General features: G+C 64.3%; 21 protein-coding genes. 16 read left to right on the top strand and 5 right to left on the bottom strand.

Annotated features, from left to right (window positions below; genetic code table 11):
* The first annotated feature begins 9 nt into the window (after positions 1-9).
* From PBT88_RS09620 to PBT88_RS09690, 15 genes are all read left to right on the top strand, one after another.
* A complete protein-coding gene (locus tag PBT88_RS09620; protein WP_270078956.1) occupies positions 10-411 on the top strand; it encodes a ribbon-helix-helix domain-containing protein in 402 nt (133 codons plus the stop codon).
* Positions 408-1388, top strand: coding sequence for a P-type conjugative transfer ATPase TrbB (trbB, locus tag PBT88_RS09625; protein WP_270078957.1), 981 nt, complete (start codon positions 408-410; stop codon positions 1386-1388). The genes PBT88_RS09620 and trbB overlap by 4 nt, the downstream gene beginning before the upstream one ends.
* Positions 1389-1456: 68 nt before the next feature.
* Positions 1457-1723, top strand: coding sequence for a TrbC/VirB2 family protein (locus PBT88_RS09630; protein WP_270079222.1), 267 nt, complete (start codon positions 1457-1459; stop codon positions 1721-1723).
* Positions 1720-2004, top strand: coding sequence for a VirB3 family type IV secretion system protein (locus PBT88_RS09635; RefSeq protein WP_270078958.1), 285 nt, complete (start codon positions 1720-1722; stop codon positions 2002-2004). The genes PBT88_RS09630 and PBT88_RS09635 overlap by 4 nt, the downstream gene beginning before the upstream one ends.
* A complete protein-coding gene (trbE, locus tag PBT88_RS09640; protein WP_270078959.1) occupies positions 1998-4457 on the top strand; it encodes a conjugal transfer protein TrbE in 2460 nt (819 codons plus the stop codon). Before PBT88_RS09635 ends, trbE begins: the two co-directional genes overlap by 7 nt.
* Positions 4454-5170 (top strand): P-type conjugative transfer protein TrbJ, encoded by a 717-nt coding sequence (gene trbJ / locus PBT88_RS09645; protein WP_270078960.1) that lies wholly within the window; start codon positions 4454-4456, stop codon positions 5168-5170. The genes trbE and trbJ overlap by 4 nt, the downstream gene beginning before the upstream one ends.
* Positions 5171-5237: 67 nt before the next feature.
* On the top strand, positions 5238-6599 hold the full coding sequence (gene trbL / locus PBT88_RS09650; RefSeq protein ID WP_270078961.1) for a P-type conjugative transfer protein TrbL: 1362 nt from the start codon (positions 5238-5240) through the stop codon (positions 6597-6599).
* Between the two features lie 3 nt (positions 6600-6602).
* Positions 6603-7463 carry a conjugal transfer protein TrbF gene (gene trbF, locus PBT88_RS09655; RefSeq protein WP_270078962.1) on the top strand — a complete coding sequence of 287 codons (861 nt, stop codon included), beginning with the start codon at positions 6603-6605 and terminating at the stop codon, positions 7461-7463.
* Positions 7460-8446 (top strand): P-type conjugative transfer protein TrbG, encoded by a 987-nt coding sequence (trbG, locus tag PBT88_RS09660; RefSeq protein WP_270078963.1) that lies wholly within the window; start codon positions 7460-7462, stop codon positions 8444-8446. Before trbF ends, trbG begins: the two co-directional genes overlap by 4 nt.
* A gap of 359 nt (positions 8447-8805) precedes the next feature.
* Positions 8806-9717 (top strand): TrbI/VirB10 family protein, encoded by a 912-nt coding sequence (locus tag PBT88_RS09665; protein ID WP_326521579.1) that lies wholly within the window; start codon positions 8806-8808, stop codon positions 9715-9717.
* The gene (locus tag PBT88_RS09670) at positions 9705-9935 is read left to right on the top strand and encodes a DUF2274 domain-containing protein (protein ID WP_270078965.1); all 231 of its coding nucleotides are present in this window, start codon (positions 9705-9707) and stop codon (positions 9933-9935) included. Before PBT88_RS09665 ends, PBT88_RS09670 begins: the two co-directional genes overlap by 13 nt.
* A 140-nt stretch (positions 9936-10075) precedes the next feature.
* Entirely contained in the window at positions 10076-10258 is a 183-nt protein-coding gene (locus PBT88_RS09675; RefSeq protein WP_270078966.1) for a hypothetical protein, read from the top strand.
* A gap of 110 nt (positions 10259-10368) precedes the next feature.
* Positions 10369-10617 (top strand): type II toxin-antitoxin system Phd/YefM family antitoxin, encoded by a 249-nt coding sequence (locus tag PBT88_RS09680; RefSeq protein WP_270078967.1) that lies wholly within the window; start codon positions 10369-10371, stop codon positions 10615-10617.
* Positions 10614-11060, top strand: a complete 447-nt coding sequence (locus PBT88_RS09685; protein WP_270078968.1) for a PIN domain-containing protein — start codon at positions 10614-10616, stop codon at positions 11058-11060. The genes PBT88_RS09680 and PBT88_RS09685 overlap by 4 nt, the downstream gene beginning before the upstream one ends.
* Positions 10943-12709, top strand: coding sequence for a recombinase family protein (locus tag PBT88_RS09690; RefSeq protein ID WP_270078969.1), 1767 nt, complete (start codon positions 10943-10945; stop codon positions 12707-12709). The genes PBT88_RS09685 and PBT88_RS09690 overlap by 118 nt, the downstream gene beginning before the upstream one ends.
* On the opposite strand, the gene PBT88_RS09695 is transcribed toward PBT88_RS09690, so the two are convergent.
* The 5 genes from PBT88_RS09695 to PBT88_RS09715 form a co-directional block, all read right to left on the bottom strand.
* Positions 12605-14344 carry a recombinase family protein gene (locus PBT88_RS09695; RefSeq protein ID WP_270078970.1) on the bottom strand — a complete coding sequence of 580 codons (1740 nt, stop codon included), beginning with the start codon at positions 14342-14344 and terminating at the stop codon, positions 12605-12607. The two genes, PBT88_RS09690 and PBT88_RS09695, sit on opposite strands and share 105 nt — an antisense overlap.
* An 18-nt stretch (positions 14345-14362) precedes the next feature.
* Entirely contained in the window at positions 14363-14749 is a 387-nt protein-coding gene (locus PBT88_RS09700) for a type II toxin-antitoxin system VapC family toxin (RefSeq protein ID WP_270078971.1), read from the bottom strand.
* Positions 14746-14991, bottom strand: a complete 246-nt coding sequence (locus tag PBT88_RS09705) for a type II toxin-antitoxin system Phd/YefM family antitoxin (protein ID WP_270078972.1) — start codon at positions 14989-14991, stop codon at positions 14746-14748. The genes PBT88_RS09700 and PBT88_RS09705 overlap by 4 nt, the downstream gene beginning before the upstream one ends.
* Positions 14992-15227: 236 nt before the next feature.
* Complete coding sequence (locus tag PBT88_RS09710) at positions 15228-15470, bottom strand: helix-turn-helix transcriptional regulator (protein WP_270078973.1); 243 nt, start codon at positions 15468-15470, stop codon at positions 15228-15230.
* Positions 15471-15776: 306 nt separating this feature from the next.
* Positions 15777-16475, bottom strand: coding sequence for an SDR family oxidoreductase (locus PBT88_RS09715; protein ID WP_270078974.1), 699 nt, complete (start codon positions 16473-16475; stop codon positions 15777-15779).
* Here PBT88_RS09715 and PBT88_RS09720 point away from each other — a divergent pair.
* Positions 16468-17184 carry a TetR/AcrR family transcriptional regulator gene (locus PBT88_RS09720; RefSeq protein ID WP_270078975.1) on the top strand — a complete coding sequence of 239 codons (717 nt, stop codon included), beginning with the start codon at positions 16468-16470 and terminating at the stop codon, positions 17182-17184. The two genes, PBT88_RS09715 and PBT88_RS09720, sit on opposite strands and share 8 nt — an antisense overlap.
* The last annotated feature ends 164 nt before the right edge of the window (positions 17185-17348 follow it).

Below are 17348 nucleotides of genomic sequence, written 5' to 3' on the forward strand. Positions count from 1 at the left end.
GACGATCCGATGAAACCCCGCCATCATGTCTATCTCGACGACGAAATCAGCGGCCAGCTCGACGCGCTGGCGGCGCATCCGGGCACGTCCAAATCGGCGATCGTCGCGGATGCGCTGCGCTCCCATTTCCGTCGCCGCGGCATGCGCGAAGTCGATGACCTGCTTAAGATTCGTCTCGATCGCATCTCAACGGATCAGCGCCGCGCCGCCCGCGACATGGAGGTGCTGCTGGAAAGCCTGTCTCTGTTCATCCGCTACCAGTTCAGTCTGACCGCCCAGATCCCCGAACCCGATGCTGCGGCTCGGGCAATCGGACGGGACCGGTTTGAAAAATTCATCGATCAGGTCGGTCGTCACATAGCGAATGGCGATCGCCGCGCAGCCAACCCGGCCGGGGAGAGCGCGCGATGAGCGGCCCGGAGCATCCCGAATCCCGCAACCGCCGACGCGCCATGTTGCGTACTGCGATGGGACCGGCAATCGGCGCGGCGCTCGCCGACTCCCGCGTGATCGAGATCATGGTCAATCCGGACGGCGCGCTGTGTCTCGACCTGTTCGGCGAGGGGCGGGTGGATACGGGCATCCGGATGGCACCGGCCGAGGTCGAGCGGATCATCCGACTGGTGGCAAGCCATGTCCGCATCGAAGTTCATACCGGGCAGCCGATCGTCTCGGCCGAGCTCCCCGAAAGCGGCGAACGGTTCGAAGGGGTGCTCCCACCCGTTTCCCCTGCACCCTGTTTCGCGATCCGCAAGCCCGCGGCGCGCATCCACACGCTGCTCGACTATGTCGCCGATGGCATCATGACCGCGGATGTCGCGCGGCTGCTATCGATCGCGGTAGTCGAGCGCCGGAACATCGTGGTCGCGGGCGGCACATCGTCGGGCAAGACCACGCTCGCCAACGCGCTGCTCGCCGAGATGGCGCATCTCGGCGAGCGTGTGGTCCTGATCGAGGACACCCGCGAGCTTCAATGCGCGGCGCCCGACACGGTGGCGCTGCGCACCAAAGCCGGCGTTGCCGGCATGGCCGACCTCGTTCGCTCGACGCTGCGGCTGCGGCCCGACCGGATCATCGTCGGCGAGGTGCGGGGCGGCGAGGCGCTCGACATGCTCAAGGCCTGGAACACTGGCCATCCTGGCGGCATCGCCACCGTCCACGCCAATTCCGCCCGCTCCGCGCTCTACCGGATCGAGCAGCTTGTCGCCGAGAGCATCGTCACGGTGCCCCGCCGCCTCATCGCGGATGCGATCGACATGGTGGTGTTCATCACCGGACGTGGCTCCCGAAGACGCGTCGAGACCTTGCTGTCCGTCACCGGCCTCGATGCGGACGGCGACTACGCCGTCGCCGATCTCGAACTTCCCACACCCTCGAATGGAGAATGACCATGCGTGTTGTACCTCATGCCCTTCATCCGGTCCGTGCGCTCGCATTTCTCGCTGGCGGGGCGCTCATGATCCCCACGAGTGCCTTTGCAGCTGGCACCGGCATGCCGTGGGAGCAGCCGCTCCAGCAAATTCTGGACAGCGTGCAGGGGCCGGTCGCCAAAATTGTCGCGGTCCTCATCATTGTCAGCACCGGCCTGGCGCTCGCCTTCGGCGAAACGTCTGGTGGATTCCGCAAGCTGATCCAGATCGTCTTCGGCCTCTCGATCGCCTTCGCCGCGTCGAGCTTCTTTCTGAGCTTCTTCAGCTTCGGTGGCGGGGCGCTGGTCGCATGACGGGCGCCCCTCCCATTGGCGACAATCCTGTCGCAGGCTTCGAGGTGCCGCTGCACCGCGCGTTGACCGAACCGATCCTGCTCGGGGGCGCTCCGCACGGCATCGCGATCATCAACGGCACGCTCGCCGCGGCAATGGGACTTGGCCTCCAGCAATGGATCGCCGGCGTATTGCTCTGGGTCGCCGGCCACAGCTTGGCGGTGTTTGCCGCCAAACGGGATCCTGACTTCGCACCCGTCGTCGTCCGTCACCTCCGGCACAAGGTGTGGCTGTCATGTTGAACCTGACAGAATACCGGCCCAACGCGGACCGGCTTGCCGACCATCTGCCTTGGGCCGCGCTGATCGCGCCCGGCACCGTCCTCAACAAGGACGGCGGCTTTCAGCGCACTCTTCGGTTCCGCGGGTCTGACCTTGAATCCGCGACCGAGGCCGAGCTGGTGTCGGTTTGCGCACGTGCCAACAACGTCCTTCGACGGCTCGGTAGCGGCTGGGCGCTGTTCTTCGATGCCGAGCGGATCGAGGCGCTCGGCTATCCGGACAGCGATTTCCCCGATCCCGCCTCCTGGTTGGTCGATCAGGAAAGGGCTGGCCATTTCGACGGCCGCCGGGGCCGTCACTTCGAGAGCCATTATCATCTGACACTCTTCTATCTCCCGCCCGTCGATCAGGTAGCGCGGGCGGAACGGGCCCTGTGGGACCGTGAAGACGACGGTCAGGCGCGTGACTGGCGACAGGAACTGCGCGCCTTCATCACCGAGACCGACCGGGTGCTGGATCTGCTCTCCGGCCTCTTGCCCGAAGTCCGCGCGCTCGACGATGCCGCCACGCTGACCTACCTGCACGCTATCGTCTCGACACGCCGGCATGATGTTGCCGTGCCCGAAACCCCGATGTATCTCGACGGGCTGCTGGTCGACACTGCGCTGTCCGGCGGTATCGAGCCGATGCTGGGCGACCGGCATCTGCGCACCGTCACGATCCTGGGATTTCCGAACGCGACGCGCCCCGGCATCCTCGACGCGCTCAATCATCAGGATTTCGCCTATCGCTGGTCAACGCGCTTTATCGCACTCGACAAGACGGCGGCGAACAAGGCGCTGACGAAGATCCGGCGCCAATGGTTCAACAAGAGGAAGTCGATCGCGCAGCTGATGCGCGAGGTGATGATGAACGAGGCGGTGCCGCTGACCGACAGCGATGCCGACAACAAGGTCGCCGATGCGGACCTCGCGCTCCAGGCGCTCGGCGGCGACCATGTGGCGTTCGGTTATCTGACCACGACAATCACGGTGTCGGACGAGGACCGGACAGCGGCCGACGAGAAGGTTCGCATCGTCGAGCGCATCGTCAACGGCCTCGGCTTCACCTGCATCCGCGAAAGTGTGAACGCCGTGGAGGCGTGGCTGGGAAGCCTGCCTGGTCATGTCTATGCCAATGTACGCCAGCCGCTGGTACACACGCTCAACCTTGCGCACCTGATACCGCTGTCGAGCGTATGGGCTGGCCCGGCTCGCAACGCCCATCTCGACGGGCCGCCGCTTCTCTACGCGGAAACCTCTGGATCGACGCCGTTCCGGCTATCCATCCATGTCGGCGACGTCGGTCATATGATCGTGGTCGGCCCCACAGGGGCGGGCAAGTCAGTGTTCCTAGCGTTGCTCGCGCTGCAGTTCCGGCGCTATCCCGACAGCCAGATCACCATCTTCGACAAGGGTTTCTCGGCGCGAGCCGGCGTGCTGGCCATGGGCGGTACCCATCATCCGCTTGGGTCGGACGATGGCGAAGCGCTCGCGTTTCAACCGCTGCGCACGATCGATGACGATGTCGAGCGGGCCTGGGCATCGGAATGGATCGCTAGCCTCTTCGCCCACGAAGGCGTGGCTGTCACGCCGGAGGTCAAGGAGGCGTTGTGGTCGGCGCTCACCAGCCTGGCCAGCGCGCCACCACGGGAACGGACGCTAACCGGGCTGTCGATGCTGCTCCAGTCTAATGCGCTCAAGGCGGCGCTGATGCCGTGGACGCTGGAGGGGCCGTTCGGCCGGCTGCTGGACGCCGCCGAAAACCGCCTCGCGCTCGGCGACGTCCAATGTTTCGAAACCGAGGCGCTGATGCGCACACCCGGCGTCGTGCTGCCGGTGCTGACCTACCTCTTCCATAGGCTGGAAGAGCGGTTCGATGGACGCCCGACGCTGCTCATCCTCGACGAGGCCTGGGTGTTCCTCGACCATCCGCTGTTCGCGGCGCGCATTCGCGAATGGCTGAAGGTGCTGCGCAAGAAGAACGTCAGCGTGGTGTTCGCAACGCAGAGCCTCGCGGACATCGCCGATAGTTCGATCGCGCCCGCGATCATCGAGAGCTGTCCGCAGCGTATCTTCCTTCCCAACGAGCGGGCGCTCGAGCCGCAGGGAAGGGTGGCCTATGAGCGGTTCGGCTTGAACGCCCGGCAGATCGAGCTGATCGCGCGCGCGACACCGAAGCGGCATTATTATCTTCAGTCCTTCCGGGGAAACCGGCTGTTTGACTTGGCCATGGGGCCGATCGCGCTTGCGCTGTGCGGCGCCTCCGATCCGGCCAGCCAGAGGCTCATCGATGAGATGCTCGCGGTCGAAGGGCGCGATGGCTTCGCCGCGGCCTTCCTGCGCGCCCGTGGTCTTACGTGGGCCGCCGATCTCCTCCGCGATTTTCCGAACGCCATTCCCGTCCATTCCCTCCAGCAGGAGCTTCCGCTATGAAACCGCGCACCATCATGGCGGCCTTTGCTGCCGTCTCGCTGTTCACTGCCATGCCAGTTCGGGCGCAGTTCGGCGGGATCGTCTTCGATCCGCACAATTATGCGCAGAATGTGCTGACCGCGGCGCGGTCGCTTCAGCAGATCACCAACCAGATCCAGTCGCTCCAGAACCAGGCGACGATGCTGGAGAACATGGCGAAGAATCTCAGCCACCTGAATTTCTCCTCGCTGAGTGCCATCACCAACGATCTTCAGCAGATCAGCAATCTGATGAACCAGGCCCAGCGGATCGGCTTCCAGGTCCAGTCGGCGCAGACGTCATTCCAACAGCATTTCATGCCGACCTATGGTGCTGGCACCACGATCCCGCAGATCGCCACCGACGCGCATACCCGCTGGCAGGATGCGATGAGCGGCTATGGCCAGGCGATGACGGTCCAGTCTCAGATCGTCCAGACCGTGCAGTCCGACAGCACGAAACTCACCGCCCTCGTCAGCGCCTCGCAGGGTGCCACCGGCAGCTTGCAGGTCGCCCAGGCCGCCAACCAGCTCATGGCGCTGTCGATCAAGCAGCAGCTCCAGATCCAGAATCTGGCCGCGGCACAGGGGCGGGCGGACGCGCTGGAGAAGGCGCGCACCGCAGCAGATGAGAATGCCGCCCGGACCGCCTTCACGCAGTTCATCGGCACCGGCAACGCCTACAGCCCCCAATAGAGGGCGCGCCGGTCAACCCCAAGACGGAGTCAGTCGATGCGTATCTTCTTTAGCAGGAGCAACTCCCATGGCTAATGGGGTAGGCGCCGACCTCAACGTCATCGATCAGTTCATGACGACCTTTACCCGCTATATCGACAGCGGGTTCGGGCTGCTTGGGCCGGACGTCGGCTTTCTCACAACGGTGCTGATCGGGATCGACATCACCATTGCCGGCCTGTGGTGGGCGATGGACGGCGACAGCGACATCCTTGCCCGCCTGCTCCGCAAGGTGCTCTATGTCGGCAGCTTCGCGCTGATCCTCAATAATTTCCAGCATCTCAGCGAGATCATCTTCCAGTCCTTCGCGGGGCTTGGGCTTCATGCCAGCGCGAGCAGCCTCACCGCGGCCGACCTCCTCAAGCCCGGCAAACTGGCGGGCGTCGGCTTCACGGCCGCCTGGCCTTTGTTGCAGCAGGCCAATTCTTCCGTGGGTCTGAGCCTTTCCAGCCTCGCCACCGCAGCGATCCTGCTCATCGCGTGGCTGATCGTCGTGCTCGCCTTCTTCATCCTCGCCGTGCAGCTCTTCATCACGATCCTCGAATTCAAGCTGACCAGCCTCGCCGGCTTCACGCTGGTGCCCTTCGCGCTGTGGAACAAGACGTCGTTCCTTGCCGAGCGCGTACTGGGCAATGTCATCTCGTCCGGCATCAAGGTCATGGTGCTTGCCGTCATCGTCGGCATCGGATCGAGCTTCTTCTCCGATTTCACGTCGGCGCTGCAGGGCCAAGCGCCCGATACTGGCCACGCCATGTCGCTGGTATTGGCATCGCTCGCATTGCTCGGGCTCGGCATCTTCGGTCCCGCGATCGCGACCGGCCTCGTGTCCGGCGCGCCGCAGCTCGGTGCCGGCGCCGCAATCGGCACGGCAGCGGGCGCCGCGGTCGCGACGGGCGGCGCCGCATTTCTAGGCGCGCGTGCCGCCATGGTCGCAGCATCGGGCGGCATGGCCGCGATCCGCGCGGGCACTGCGATGGGCTCCGCTGCATCGAGCGCCTACCGGCTCGGGCAGGAGACGTCGGGCAGCACCGGCGTCGGCGCAGGTCTCGGCGGCATCGCGACCGCCGCCCGCGGCGCTACGCGTGAGGCAGCCCGCTCGGCGGCGGAACGCTTCACGGGACCGATCCGAGCGAGTGCCGAGACGGGTCGGGACTCCGCATGGCGCGCGGGTTCTCGGCATGCCCCATCGGCCGCCGATCCGGTGAGCGCTCCAACCGGTGCTGACGCACACACTGCCGCGTCCGGATCAGACGGCGCTCCCGGCTGGGCGCGCAAGCTGCGGACCGAACAGGCGGCGCGGCAGCACCGCCACACAGCGATCCAGACGGTGAAGGAAGGCGACCGTCCCGGTGCCGCTGCCAACCCCGACCTCAGCCACAAGGAGGACTGATCGATGAGTGTCTTCAAACGGAGCCTCCAACGTTACGGACAAACGCCCGAGCCCGAGACCCCCTACAGCCGAGCGGGCCAGCTCTGGGACGAACGCATCGGGTCGGCTCGCGTGCAGGCGCGCAACTGGCGACTGATGGCCTTTGGTTGCCTGGCCATCTCTGGAGGGCTCGCCGTCGGCAACGTTTGGCAGTCACTGCAAAGCCGGGTCACTCCCTATGTCGTCGAAGTGGACAAGCTGGGCGAGGCGAGGGGTGTCGCGCCGGCCCTCCAGAATTATCAGCCGAGCGATGGGGAGATCGCCTGGTATCTCGGCCGCTTCATCACCGACATCCGCTCGGTCTCGACCGACCCGGTGCTGGTCAAGCGCAACTGGCTCGAAGCCTATGACTTCGCGACCGAACGGGCGGGCCTTTTCCTCAACGACTATGCGCGCTCGACCAATCCATTCGCGGCGATCGGCGAGCATAGCGTCTCGGTCCAGATCACCAGTGTCGTGCGTGCGTCCGACACCAGCTTCCAGGTCAAATGGACCGAGAGCGCCTATGATCGCGGCAGCCTTGCCGGCACAACGCACTGGACCGCGATCCTGACGCTGACGGTACGACCTCCGAAAACGGCGGACGCGCTGCGCAGGAACCCACTCGGCATCTTCGTCAATGCGATCGACTGGTCGCGCGAGCTGGATCCGCCATCGGCGGTTTCGGCCAGTCAGTCCGCATCAACCCCCGCGCCGGCGCAATCCTCTTCCCCGTCGGTGACGCCGATAGCGGCCCAGCCTGCACAGATGTTCGCGGATCCCAGTGAGAACCCGGTCCCAGACGAGATGGGTCCGGTCGCAAACGAAGGAGGCAATATCCAATGATACGCCATCTTATCCTGTCGCCGGCCGTGTCCGCGCTGGCGCTCACCGCCTGTGCGGGCAAGTCCCGGCCACCCGTGATCAGCTACGATCCGGCCAGCTTCCATGTCGCCAAGCGGGAAGCCGAGCCGCCCACGCCGGTCCGGATCGTTACGATCCCTCAGCCGCTCCCGCTGCCAGGTCAGCTTCAGCCGCCACCCTCTGTAAGATCCGATGTCAGGCCTCCGACCGTCCGCGTGGAGGCCGCCAACAAAGCGGCTACGCGGGAACCCAGCGCAGCCGGCTATGTCAACGCCGTACAAATCTATCCGTGGAGCGACGGCGCTCTTTACCGGCTCTACACGGCCCCCGAGCGGGTAAGCGACATTGCGCTCCAGCCCGGAGAGCAGTTGGTCGCGGTCTCGGCCGGCGACACCGTGCGGTGGGTGATCGGTGACACCGCGAGCGGGACGGGCGAGGGTAAGCAGTCGCATGTGCTGGTCAAGCCGTTCGCCCCGGACCTCCACACCAACATGGTCATCACCACCGATCGGCGCACCTATCATCTGGCGCTCGACAGCACCGATGCGACCGCAATGGCGGCCGTCTCCTGGACCTATCCACAGGACCAGCTCGTCGCGCTCCAGCGACAGAACGCGCAAGCCGACGCGGCGAAGCCAGCGGCGATCGGCATCGATCTCGACGATCTCCACTTCCGCTACGCGATCACTGGCGACAATCCGGCCTGGCGGCCGGTCCGCGCCTGGGATGATGGCAGCAAGGTCTACATCGAATTTCCTGACCGGCTCGACCAGGGCGAGGCACCCCCCTTGTTCGTCGTTGGGCCGCTCGGTGATAGCGAGCTCGTCAATTACCGGGTGAGTGGTAATCATTATATCGTCGATCGGCTGTTTGCCGCCGCCGAGTTGCGGCTTGGCGAGAAGCCGCAGCAGGTCGTTCGCATTTCGCGTACCGATAGCGAGACCGCCGATCGGAGGCGGCCATGAACGAGGACAAAGCCACCGCCCCGGCTTCCCCGCCATCGCAAGCAGCCGCCAAGCCGCCGCGCAAGGCGCTCCCGGAGACTCTGGCGCTGCGGGGCACACCGCGTCGGGTCGTCCGCTTCAAGCGTAGCGTCATCATCGGCGGGGCCGCGACCGGCGCGATGGTCATCAGTGGCGTCGCCTGGTTGGCGTTCAGCCACCATCCGCTTCATGTTGCCCTGCCCGTCGACCGGCAGGAGAGCGATCGACAAACGCCGGCCGACGCCGTCGCCAATTTGCCAGGCGACTATAGCAAGGTGCCGCAATTGGGGCCGCCGCTACCTGGCGATCTTGGCCGCCCGATCCTGGAACGCCGGCGGGAGATGACCGGGCAGGGTGTATCCTCGGTGCAGACACTCGAGCAGCAACGCGAAGAGGCGGAACGCCAGCGTGTCGCCCAGCAGGCGGCACAGGCGCGGGAAGCCGGCGTGATGGTGCAGTCGTCGGCGCGGCCGGCGACGTTAGGCGCTGGGAGTGCCGATACGGGTGCCGCAGCCGCGACAACGACGCCAACCGATCAAGGTGAAAAGCTCCCGGTCGATCCTGAGCACGACCAGAATGGTCAGCAGCGCAAACTCGATTTCGTGAGCCACAACACCAGCGACAGCATCTATGACGCGCATAGTTTGCAGACGCCGGCGTCACCTTATGAGGTGATGGCCGGCAGCATCATCGCCGCCAGCCTGATCACCGGCCTAGACTCTGACCTGCCCGGTGCCGTCATCGCACAGGTTACCGAGAATGTGTTCGACACGGTGACGGGCCGCATCCTGCTTATCCCGCAAGGATCTCGGTTGATCGGCAATTACGACAGTGTCGTCGCCTTTGGACAGAAGCGGGCCCTGCTAGTCTGGCAGCGGATCATCCTGCCCGACGGGTCTTCGATCCAGATCGACAGCCTGCCTGCAACCGATGTCGGCGGTTATGCAGGGCTTCAGGACAAGGTGGATTTCCACACTTGGCAATTGCTCAAGGGCGTCGCGATGTCGACGCTGCTCGGGATCGGCACGCAGATCAGCATCGGCAGCGATCGCAGCGACCTGATCCGGGCGATCCGAGAGTCCAGCCAGCAGTCCGCGTCGGAAGCCGGCCAGCAGATCGTCAGCAAGCAGCTGAATGTCCAGCCAACCCTCAAGGTTCGGCCCGGATGGCCGCTGCGTGTGATCGTTCACAAGGACCTGGTGCTCCGGGCGTGGAGCGGCGTGGCGAAAGGAGACACCTCATGGCAGAATTGAAACTGGCGCGGCTTCCCGACCGTACCCCGGTCAAGATTTCGATCACGGTGACGCCCGATCTCGATGCCGCGCTTCGCGATTATCTGGCGATCTATCGCAGCACCTACGCGGACAGCGCGACGACGATTGCCGACCTCATCCCGGCGATGCTCGAAGCCTTCCTTGGAAGTGACAAGGCGTTCGCCAAAGCGCGGAAGTCGCATGGCGGGGAGGGGTGAGCCATGTCGTTCGCCGCCGGCTCCTCCGTACTTTTGCCGCCCCGCCAGCGTTTGCTTTTCCGACACGCTGCGGACGAGTGCCCTCAGTTCGACGGGAACCGGCGTAACGGGGCGATCTCGCTTACGTGGCGAGAGATGGCATGAGTTCGCGCGATCATCCCGGAGACAGTGCCGATCCGGCCAACGACAATGGGACCGCGGACAGCGCGCCAGCCGATCCACGCATCCTGCGCATTGCGGCTGCGATCGGGCGACAGATCGCGCGCGAGCAGATCCGGTTGTGCCGCTCGGTGAACGACAATGACAGGTCCACGCCGGAATGACGCCACGGCCGTTTCGATCGACGAGGGCATTATCGGTGCCATAGTTTTACTTGCAGAGCGGCACGGCAGATGCTATTATAGACAATATCACTACAAATGGAATGCTTGCCATGGAACAGGCCATCTCGGCAGCCGACGCCAACCGGAATTTCTCCGCCATCTTGCGCGCGGTGCGCGATGGCAACAGTTATGTCGTCACCAGCCACGGCAAGCCCGTTGCACGGATCCTCCCGACCGGCCGGCATGAAACGATCGGGTCCGCTGCGCGGAGTCTGCTTCTCGACCGGCTTGCCGGACAGTCCGTCGTCGACGTCGGACGCTGGTCTCGCGACGAACTCTATGAGGACGAGCAGGGGTGAAGCTCGCGCTCGATACCAATATCCTCGCCTATGCGGAGGGTGTGAATGGGGCTGAGCGGCACGAGCAGGCGATGGCCTTGATCGCGCGCATTCCCAACGATGCCGGCGTGATACCGGCGCAGGCGCTCGGCGAGCTTTTCAATGTGCTCGTCCGCAAGGCCGGGCGTACCAGGGCGTCGGCACGAGATTCACTTTTGGCATGGCGGGATGCGTTCCCCGCGGTGGAAACATCGGCGGATATCGTGATGCTCGCAGCCGATCTCGCGGCCGATCACAAACTCGGCATCTGGGACTCCGTGATCCTGGCGACCGCCTCGCAGGCGGGATGCCGGCTGCTGCTGTCGGAGGACATGCAGGACGGTTTCACCTGGGGCGGCGTTACCGTCACCAATCCATTCTCGTCCACCCGTTCACCCATGCTCGAGGCTCTGCTGGGAGATTAGTCATGACCGCCGTCGCCCTTTACGCCCGCTATTCGTCGGATCAGCAGAGTGCATCCTCGATCGAGGATCAGTTCAGCATCTGCCGGGATCAGGCGGCGCGTGAGCGGTGGCGCGTGGTCGAGACCTACCAGGATGCCGCCATCTCCGGCGCCAGCGTGACGCTCCGCCCAGGCGTACAAGCGCTGTTACGGGATGCCCAGGCCGGCAAGTTCGGAGTGATCCTCGCCGAGGCGCTCGATCGCGTGTCGCGCGATCAGGCCGACGTCGCGACACTCTACAAACATCTTCAGTTCGCCGGCGTGAAGTTGGTGACGCTGGCCGAAGGCGAGATATCCGAGCTGCATGTCGGTCTGAAGGGCACCATGAATGCGCTCTTCTTAAGGGATCTCGCGAAGAAGACCCATCGCGGCCTGCGTGGCCGCGTCGAGAAGGGAAAGGCGGGGGGCGGCCTCTGCTATGGCTATGATGTCGTAAAGCGGCTCGATAGCGAGGGCGAGCCGGTTCGGGGCGAGCGCCGGGTCAACGAGGCCGAGGCGCTTGTCGTCCGCCGTATCTTCCGCGAGTTCGCGTCGGGCAAGAGCCCCCGCGGGATCGCCGGCGATCTGAACCGCGCGGGCATTCCGGGGCCGTTCGGCAACCAATGGTGCGACACCACGGTGCGCGGCCACGTCTCCCGTGGCACCGGTATCATCAACAATGAATTGTATGCGGGTGTGCTGGTCTGGAATCGCCAGCGCTTCATCAAGAACCCCACCAGCGGAAAGCGCGTCGCCCGGCTGAACCCGGAGGCCGAGTGGATCAGGACCGAAGTGCCCGATCTGCGTATCGTCGATGATGCGCTATGGCAGGCCGTGCGAGTCCGGCAATCGGAGCTGGCGTCAAAATATCAGGCAACGACGCTCGGCGTTCTCGCGGCGCGCGAGAAGATGTTGCACGAGCTTCGGCGCCCCGTCTTCCTCTTCTCCGGTCTGCTCGAATGCGGCTGTTGTGGTGGACAATACGGCATCGTCGTCAACGACCGTTATGGTTGTCGCAGCCATCATCGGCGTGGGACGTGTCGCAATGCCCGGACGATCCGGCGCGAGCAGATCGAGCGCCGTGCGCTCGTCGGGATCGCGGAACGGTTGGTGTCGGCGGAAGCCGTGCGGGAGGCGGTCGCTTCCTATGTCGACACGATCAATCAGCAGAATCGGGATCGCCGCGCCCAGGCCGAACTGGATCGGCGTGCGCTGGACAAGATCGAGCGGGGGATCGGCGGTCTTATGGCCGCGATCGAGGACGGCATGTATCAGCCTGCGATGAAGGCAAGGATGGCTGACCTCGAGCGGCAGAAGGGTGAGATTCTCGTAAGGCTGGGGGAGACGCCGGCCGATCTGCCGGATATCCATCCTAACATAGCGGAGATCTACCGGCGGAAGGTCGCTCGGTTCACGGAGTCAGTGGATGATCCCGATCTGCGCGCCGACATCGCGTCGGACGTTCGCTCGCTGGTCGGCCGGATCATTCTGAAGCCCGGTGAAAAGCGCGGCCACATCGAAGCAACATTATGCGGCGAGCTGATGGGCATCCTGGATTTCGCAAGGGATGGTAAGCCGCCGCCTGGCGGCGGAGTTATACCGAAGGTGGCTGCGGGTCCCCGCAACCACTGAACGCATAACCCCCGGCTCACCAGAGCCGGGGGTTTTCGTTTGTCCGGGCGCCAGCCGGCCAACCCACTCCAGAATCGCGCCGAATTCGCCGTGCAGCATGGCGTTGATCTCGCCGCGCTTCGCGCCGGGGGTGAGGATGACGCGTTCGATAAGCGCCCGGATCGCGTCTGCCGCTTCCGCCCGCTCGGTCGGTTGATTGAGCGCCTCAGCGAGACGCTCGACTTTCTTGCGGTAGACCTCGGCTATGTTGGGCAGGATGTCCGGCGTGTCGAACGGCGCTGCTGCCATCCGTGCGCGGATGGCGTCTTCTTCCGTCTCCAATCTGCGCAGTTCTTCGGCGACGGCGCGCGAGCCGAGCCCTTCGCCGATCATGTCGAGGTTGGACCGGATCGCTTTCAGCACCTTGGCGAGTTCAACTTTGTCGGTCGCGCTCGCCACACGACGTGCGTGGTTGAGGCGGTTGGTTTCCTCGACATAGGCTTTGACGGCTTCGGCTGCCGTATCCGGGGCCATGAGCCGTTCGCGCAGGCCATCGAGCACACGGGCCTCCAGCGTCTCACGGGAGATGCTATGGCCGTTGGCGCAGCTCTTGGTGTCGACATGGTTGGAGCAGGCGAAGCGCCCCTTGAGGCGGAGCGCGTAGGGACCACCGCAGATGCCGCAGGTCACCAGACCCGACAGCAGCGACTTCGGGCGATGCGTGCTGTTGAGGCGGTTGCGGCTCGAGCGCGTGCCCTCCATGGCGTCGGCAAACTGGATGGAGAGCGCCTGTTGACGGGTCTTCACCGCCTCCCACAGCCCCTCATCGACGATGCGGAGGTCCGGCACGTCGGCGATGATCCATTCGGATTCGGGATTGATGCGCGACACGCGCTTGCCGGTGCGCGGGTCCTTCACATAGCGCTGCCGGTTCCAGACCAGTCGGCCGACATAGAGTTCGTTGTTGAGGAAGCCGGTGCCACGCTTGGCATGGCCGCGCAGAGTAGTCGCGGTCCAAAGCTTGCCGTCGATGCCGCGCACGCCGTCTGCATTGAGCCGCTCAATGATGGCCTGCGGGCTCATGCCGTTTGCGAAATCACGGAACACCCGACGCACGATAGCGGCCTCGCCCTCGTTGATGGTCCGCTCGCCGCGGACCGGCTCACCGTTGCCGTCGAGCCGCTTCACCACGTCATAGCCGTAGCAGAGGCCACCGCCGGCCTTGCCCTTCTCGACGCGGCCGCGCAGGCCGCGATGCGTCTTCTTTGCCAGATCCTTCAGGAACAGCGCGTTCATCGTGCCCTTGAGGCCGACATGGAGTTCGCTGATTTCGCCTTCGGCGAGGGTGACGATGCGAACCCCGGCAAACTGAAGATGCTTGTAGAGCGTGGCGACGTCGGCTTGATCGCGTGAGATGCGATCCAATGCCTCCGCCAGCACGACTTCGAACCTGCCGGCGTGAGAATCCTGCAGAAGCGCCTGAATGCCGGGACGCAGCGTCACGCTCGCTCCGGAGAGCGCCGCGTCCTTGTACGAGCCGACCACCTGCCAGCCCTCTCGCGCCGCCTGTTCGCGGCAGATCCGCATCTGGTCGTCGATCGACGACGCGCTCTGCTGGTCCGAGGAGTAACGGGCGTACAAGGCTGCGCGGGTCATCGGGCGTCTCCGTCTAGGTCATACCTTGCGAATGGGGCCGGGATAGTCGCCGACATGCTCGTCGGCCGTGAGCAGGATAATACCCTCGACCATCGCCTGGGCAATAAGGAGACGGTCGAAGGGATCACGGTGGATCGGCGGCAAGCCGTCCACCGAGACGGCATGCTCGCTGGTGATCGGAAGCTCTTCATAGCCATTGTCGAGCAACCCACGGCGCAGGAGTCGGGGATCGACCTTGAAGTCGTCCCGACCGAGCCCGCGCTTGATCGCGATTTCCCAGATGCTCGCCACGCTGAATAGCAGCGTGTTCTCGACGTCCTCGATCAGGTCGCGTGCCGCCGCCGGAAGCTTGTCTGGTGCAGATGCGGCCCAGAGCAACAAGTGGGTATCGACGAGCAGTTTCACGCGTCACCGCCGAAAAGAGCGTCGATCTCCCCATCGCCGATGCGATCGAAATCGTCGGGCACCTGGACCTGGCCGCTCATGAAGCCCAGGCGGCGCACCTGGCTGCCGGTCGGCGCGCCGATCGGCGTCACCTTCACCATCGGCTTGCCGGCCTTGGCGATGATGAAAGACTCGCCCCGCGATGCGCGCTCGATGAGGCGCGACAAATGGGTCTTGGCCTCGTGGATATTGACCGTCTGCATCACCCGCTCCATCGGACTAAGATGAGTTAGTCTATCACGATCTGTCCTCGATCTCAAACGCGATCGAGCCCTATGGGCCATTGTCGTTGTCGGCGCGTCCGGGCTTAAATGACTCACGGGCGATCTGGCGGCCGATCAGTCGGGCGATACGGGCCAGAGCAGCGTCGATCTTCGCGCTGTCGATCGACGCTGGCGGACTGTCGTTCGTGGCGACAAGCCGGCTAGGCGGGGCTGTCTCATCCCTTTCCATGGCGGGCGCCTCCGCCCGACTCCATCGTGTCGTTGGCGACCTCGTAGAAATAGGGATTGGCGAGCCATTCTCCGACCGCGGCTTCTCGCCAACCCACGCAGCGCGTGCTGATGGTAATCTGGCGGGGGAAGGTTCCCGCCTCCAACTTTCGATAGAGCGTCGATCGGGTAAGTCCTGTTCGGTCGAGGACTGTCGGAAGGCGAAGGATACGATGCGGCTGATCTGACATAAGCACTCCTGCGGGCAAGAGGGTGGTCAACTAGCAATGGGGATTTTGATTCGAGCCGCAAGAGTACCGAAAACAGTGCCAAATCGCGGTGTCGTCCGCAGAAGTGTCTAGGCGTCCACCTGCGTGTCATTGATGGCGGAAATATTTTTCGTGCTGCTAAAACTCTCCGCTAGGGCGGCTTCGCGCCAAGTCCGGTCGTAGACTTGGGTTGAGAGCATTCGTTTTTTCTGAAAGTCCGCTTTTCGGTCTCCCATGTCGGAAGAGCCGTCGCGGCTCCTCCGACGAGATCATACGGGGGCGGGCCCCTCATTGTCCGAGGAAAGCACGCAGCGCGCCATGCAGCCAAGGATAGAAATCTTCGGCGCGGCCGCTCAGCCTAGATTTCAGGTCGCGTGTCTGCTCGTCCGCAAGCACCTCAAGCGCGCCGGATGCAATGCCGTCATAGGCTTGGGCGACGACGATGGCCGGACTAGTCTTGGGCACATCGAAATGGGCCGCCATCGGCGTGTCGATCATGCCGACCAATAGACCCATCACATGGGTGCCCTGGGCTTCCAGCGCGAAGCGTAGTCCGTTCGTCGCGGACCAGGCCGCAGCCTTCGACGCGGCATAGACCGTCGGGAGGCTGACCCAGACGGAGGACGAAAGGATATTGACCAATGTGCCGCCGCCATTGGCTGCCAGGATCGGCGCGAAAGCGTTGGCAACGCGCAGTGTCCCGAAGAAATTGGTCTCGAAAATGCGATGGGCCTCGTCTTCCGGCCCAAAGAGGGTGTCACCCGTCGGCGCGATCGCGGCGTTGTTGATGAGCAGATCGACGTCGGGCGCCGCTACGGCGGCCTGTGCGACCGCGTCCGCATCGATGATGTCCAACGATAGCGGTTCGACGCGCGCGTCGGACCAGTCCCGCGGTTTGCGCGCCGCCGCATAAACCTTTGACGCACCGCGTTCGAGCGCTTGCAGCACGAATTGCTCACCCAGCCCGCCATTGGCGCCCGTGACCAAGACGGTACGACCGCCGAGCGAGAGGGGCGGCTTGCTATCGGGTGCGTTCATGATCTACTCCGAATCAAAGTGGGGGGTGGCCCCGTATTTATCCGGGGAGAATCCCCACATCGTCAAGGTTGAATCCATGGGTGTCGATCTTAGTGCCCCGCCTTCACGTCCCATGCGGGCGGATGCTCGCCGCAACCGCGAGGCCATTTTGGCTGCGGCGCGTGGTGCCTTTGCCTCGGAGGGAGTTCTCGCCTCGCTTGATGGGATCGCGATCAAGGCTGGCGTAGGAAACGCGACGCTCTACCGTAACTTCCCGACGCGCGAGGATTTGCTGGCGGCAGTGATGGAAGCCGATCTTGCCGACGCGCAGGCTCATGCGGCGACCTTGCTGCGCGACCATCCGCCGCGCGAGGCACTGGCCGAATGGCTGATCTGGCTCACTTGGCACCTGCGTATTTGGCACGATCTGCCGCAGTGCGTAGCCGAAGCTCAGACAGCGACCGGCGCATCCAAGAATCCTGCGGTATCCCTTCTTGTCGAGGAAACCGCCAATCTGGTTGAGCGCGCGCGCGCCGCAGGCATGGCGCTCAATGCAGTTTCCGCTAATGAGGTGTTCGAACTGATCACGGCGCTGTCATGGGCTGTGGACCGTTTCGGTGATGACGAGACCGCAGCGCGTCGGCGGGTTGAGCTGGCGACAGTAGGAATTTTCACCTGACGGCGCTGGCGGTTGGTTTTCTGCCTTTCGGGAGTGCGTCCAATGCCGGCCGTTCCGAAAGCTATCAGGCGGCTTCTATAGCTGCCCTTAGTTCATTCGCTTGCGATCGTCATTCGGCGCGCAGATGAGGGCGATAAGCGCTGCGTGATCGATGTCACGCCGGA

This window comes from Sphingomonas abietis (genome assembly GCF_027625475.1).
Classification (GTDB): domain Bacteria; phylum Pseudomonadota; class Alphaproteobacteria; order Sphingomonadales; family Sphingomonadaceae; genus Solisphingomonas; species Solisphingomonas abietis.

What these genes read in the sequence shown, in the direction of transcription:
- PBT88_RS09695 (WP_270078970.1), bottom strand. Translation starts at nt 14,344, where the DNA reads ATGACCCGCGCAGCCTTGTACGCCCGTTACTCCTCGGACCAGCAGAGC.
- trbF (WP_270078962.1), top strand. Translation starts at nt 6,603, where the DNA reads ATGAGTGTCTTCAAACGGAGCCTCCAACGTTACGGACAAACGCCCGAG.
- trbE (WP_270078959.1), top strand. Translation starts at nt 1,998, where the DNA reads ATGTTGAACCTGACAGAATACCGGCCCAACGCGGACCGGCTTGCCGAC.
- PBT88_RS09710 (WP_270078973.1), bottom strand. Translation starts at nt 15,470, where the DNA reads ATGTCAGATCAGCCGCATCGTATCCTTCGCCTTCCGACAGTCCTCGAC.
- PBT88_RS09690 (WP_270078969.1), top strand. Translation starts at nt 10,943, where the DNA reads ATGCCGGCTGCTGCTGTCGGAGGACATGCAGGACGGTTTCACCTGGGG.
- PBT88_RS09620 (WP_270078956.1), top strand. Translation starts at nt 10, where the DNA reads ATGAAACCCCGCCATCATGTCTATCTCGACGACGAAATCAGCGGCCAG.
- PBT88_RS09635 (WP_270078958.1), top strand. Translation starts at nt 1,720, where the DNA reads ATGACGGGCGCCCCTCCCATTGGCGACAATCCTGTCGCAGGCTTCGAG.
- trbB (WP_270078957.1), top strand. Translation starts at nt 408, where the DNA reads ATGAGCGGCCCGGAGCATCCCGAATCCCGCAACCGCCGACGCGCCATG.
- PBT88_RS09630 (WP_270079222.1), top strand. Translation starts at nt 1,457, where the DNA reads ATGATCCCCACGAGTGCCTTTGCAGCTGGCACCGGCATGCCGTGGGAG.
- PBT88_RS09665 (WP_326521579.1), top strand. Translation starts at nt 8,806, where the DNA reads ATGACCGGGCAGGGTGTATCCTCGGTGCAGACACTCGAGCAGCAACGC.
- PBT88_RS09705 (WP_270078972.1), bottom strand. Translation starts at nt 14,991, where the DNA reads ATGCAGACGGTCAATATCCACGAGGCCAAGACCCATTTGTCGCGCCTC.
- trbJ (WP_270078960.1), top strand. Translation starts at nt 4,454, where the DNA reads ATGAAACCGCGCACCATCATGGCGGCCTTTGCTGCCGTCTCGCTGTTC.
- PBT88_RS09670 (WP_270078965.1), top strand. Translation starts at nt 9,705, where the DNA reads ATGGCAGAATTGAAACTGGCGCGGCTTCCCGACCGTACCCCGGTCAAG.
- trbL (WP_270078961.1), top strand. Translation starts at nt 5,238, where the DNA reads ATGGCTAATGGGGTAGGCGCCGACCTCAACGTCATCGATCAGTTCATG.
- PBT88_RS09680 (WP_270078967.1), top strand. Translation starts at nt 10,369, where the DNA reads ATGGAACAGGCCATCTCGGCAGCCGACGCCAACCGGAATTTCTCCGCC.
- PBT88_RS09675 (WP_270078966.1), top strand. Translation starts at nt 10,076, where the DNA reads ATGAGTTCGCGCGATCATCCCGGAGACAGTGCCGATCCGGCCAACGAC.
- trbG (WP_270078963.1), top strand. Translation starts at nt 7,460, where the DNA reads ATGATACGCCATCTTATCCTGTCGCCGGCCGTGTCCGCGCTGGCGCTC.